Raw genomic sequence first — 2,862 nt, 5'->3', positions numbered from 1 at the left:
ACCTGCTGCTGGCGAGCCGCCGCGGGCCGAACGCCCCCGGCGCCGCCGACCTCGCCGAGGAACTGAGCGGCCTGGGCGCCGTCGTGACGATCGCCTCCTGCGACGTCGCCGACCGCGAGGCCCTCACCGCCCTGCTGGCCGCGATCCCCGCCGACGCCCCACTGACCGCCGTCGTCCACGCGGCGGGCACGGTCGACGACGGCGTCCTCGACGACCTGACGCCCGAGCGCCTCGCCGCCGTCCACCGCGTCCGCGCCGAGGCCGCCCTCCACCTGGACGAGCTGACCCGCGGCCTCGACCTGACCGCCTTCGTGCTCTGCTCCTCCGTCGCCGGCGCCGTCGGCACCCCCGGCCGGGCCACCCTCGCCGCCCCGACCGCCGTCCTGGACGCACTCGCCCAGCGCCGCCGCGCCGAGGGCCTGCCCGCCATCTCCGTGGCCTGGGGCGCCTGGGTCGGCGCCGAGTACACCGGCATCGACCCGGCCGCCCCGGCCGAGGACGACGGACGGACCCAGCGCGCCGCCGTACCCGCCCTGCACCCCGACCTCGCCCTGGCCGCGCTGCGCCAGGCCGTCACCCGCCCGGCCCCGGCGCTCGTGCTGCTCGACCTGACGCAGCCGCAGGTCCTGGAGAGCCTCGTCGGCCTGCGCGGCAACCCGCTGCTGCGCGACCTCCCCGCCGCCGGGCCCGTCCTGGAGGCCGCCGCCGCGGCCCGCCGCGACTACGCGACCGCCGCCTCCGAGCTCACCGGACGCCTGCGCGCGCTCACTCCGGCCGAGCGGACCACCCTCCTCACCGATCTCGTCCGCACCCACGTCGCCGCCGTGCTCGGCTACGCCGACAAGTCCGCCGTCGCCCCGGACCGCAAGTTCCGCGACCTCGGCTTCGACTCGCTGACGGCCGTCGAGCTGCCCGCCCGGCTCGGCGCGGCCACCGGCCTCAAGCTGCCCGCCACCTCCGTCTACGACTACCCGACCGCCCAGGCCCTCGCCGAGCACCTCCTCGCCGAGCTCCTCGACACCCCCGCCGACCCGCTGCCGCCCGCCGTGCGGGCCGCGGCCGACGACACCGACCCGATCGCGATCGTCGGCATGGCCTGCCGCCTGCCCGGCGGCGTCACCTCGCCCGACGAGCTGTGGCGCCTGGTCTCCGAGGGCGGCGACGGCATCGCCGGCTTCCCCAGGGACCGTGGCTGGGACCTGCGGACCCTCCTCGTCGGCGACCGCGACGGCCGCGGCCGCAGCACCACCCTGGAAGGCGGCTTCATCGACGCCGTCGCCGACTTCGACGCCTCCTTCTTCGGCATCTCGCCGCGCGAGGCCCTCGCCATGGACCCCCAGCAGCGCCTCCTCCTGGAGACCTCCTGGGAGGCGCTGGAGCGCGCCGGGGTCGACCCGCAGAAGCTCGGCGGCAGCCGCACCGGCGTCTTCGTCGGCACCAACGGCCTCGACTACGCGACGCTCATGATGAACTCGCGCGAGGACATCGGCGGCCACGCCGGCACCGGCCTCGCGTCGAGCGTGCTGTCCGGGCGCATCTCCTACACCCTCGGCCTGGAGGGCCCGGCCGTCACCGTCGACACCGCGTGCTCGTCGTCCCTGGTCGCCCTGCACTGGGCCGCCCAGGCGCTGCGCAACGGCGAGTGCGGACTCGCCCTCGCGGGCGGCGTGACGGTGATGACCACCCCGGTGAGCTTCGCCGGATTCACCGTCCAGAACGGCCTCGCCGCCGACGGCCGCTGCAAGGCCTACTCGGACGCCGCCGACGGCACCAACTGGTCCGAGGGCGTCGGCATGGTCGTCCTGGAGCGGCTGTCCGACGCACGCCGCAACGGCCACGAGGTGCTCGCGATCGTGCGCGGCAGCGCCGTCAACCAGGACGGCGCCTCCAACGGCATCACCGCGCCCAACGGCCCGTCCCAGCAGCGCGTCATCCGCCAGGCCCTGGCGAGCGCCGGCCTGACGCCCGCCGACGTCGACGCCGTCGAGGGCCACGGCACCGGCACCGCCCTCGGCGACCCGATCGAGGCCCAGGCGCTCCTCGCCACGTACGGCCGCCACCGCGAACGGCCGCTCCTGCTCGGCTCGCTGAAGTCCAACATCGGCCACACCCAGGCCGCCTCCGGCGTCGCCGGGGTGATCAAGACCGTGCTCGCCATGCGGCACGGCGTGCTGCCGAAGTCCCTGCACATCGACCGGCCGTCCACCGTCGTGGACTGGACGGCGGGCTCGATCGACCTGCTCACCGAGGCCCGGCCCTGGCCCGAGGTCGACCGGGCCCGGCGCGCCGGGGTGTCCTCGTTCGGGATCAGCGGCACCAACGCGCATGTGATCCTCGAACAGGCCCCCCTGGTGACCGAGTGCACCGAGCACCAGCGCGTGCTGCCGGCCGTCGTCCCGTGGGTGCTCTCCGGCCGCTCCGAAGAGGCGCTGGAGACCCACCTCGCTCGCGCCTCCGCGCTCGAACTCTCCCCGCTGGACATCGGGTTCTCGCTCGCCACCGGGCGCTCCGCCTTCGAGTACCGGGCCGTGCTGCTGGCGTGCGGTGAGGGGCTGACGGAGGTCGCCCGAGGCGTCGCGGCGGACCGCTCGACGGCCTTCCTGTTCTCCGGGCAGGGCTCGCAGCGCCTCGGCACGGGCCGGGAGCTGTACCCGCGCTTCCCGGTCTTCGCGGACGCCTTCGACGCGGTGTGCGCGGTGCTGGACGAGCACCTGGACCAGCCCCTGCGCACGGTTGTGTGGGGTTCGGACGCGGAGCTGCTGAACCGGACGGAGTACGCCCAGGCCGGGTTGTTCGCCGTCGAGGTGGCGCTGTACCGGCTGGTCGAATCGCTGGGCGTGCGGCCGGAGTTCGTCGCGGGCC

The 2,862-nt window shown here is 75.8% G+C and carries 1 protein-coding gene; it reads left to right on the top strand.

The features are described from left to right. Nucleotides 1-2,862 (top strand): type I polyketide synthase (locus BG452_RS32310; protein ID WP_188307910.1); only part of this gene is annotated, 2,862 nt, incomplete at both ends.

The sequence above is a fragment of the Streptomyces sp. CBMA123 genome (genome assembly GCF_014596465.1).
Taxonomy (GTDB): domain Bacteria; phylum Actinomycetota; class Actinomycetes; order Streptomycetales; family Streptomycetaceae; genus Kitasatospora.
Note: the sequence above shows the minus strand (reverse complement) of the source record. Positions and strands in the feature narration are given on the sequence as shown.